Annotated in this window: 1 protein-coding gene; it reads left to right on the plus strand. The window is 41.5% G+C overall.

Going from position 1 to position 248, the window contains the following annotated elements; all coding sequences use genetic code 11:
• The coding region (locus tag AC0IXA_RS27925) for a hypothetical protein (RefSeq protein WP_471814982.1) at positions 1-248 on the plus strand (248 nt) is incomplete at both ends.

Below are 248 nucleotides of genomic sequence, written 5' to 3' on the forward strand. Positions count from 1 at the left end.
CACTATGGACGTATGTGTCCGATTGAAACACCAGAGGGTCCAAACATTGGTTTGATCAACTCTCTATCTTCATTCGCAAAAGTGAATCGCTTCGGATTTATCGAAACACCTTACCGCCGGGTTGATCCTGAAACTGGTAAAGTGACACCGAGAATCGATTACTTAACTGCTGATGAAGAGGATAACTACGTAGTAGCACAAGCGAACGCTATATTAGGTGAAGATGGTTCGTTTATTGATGATAATAT

It is taken from the genome of Pseudomonas sp. AC083, from assembly GCF_979253165.1.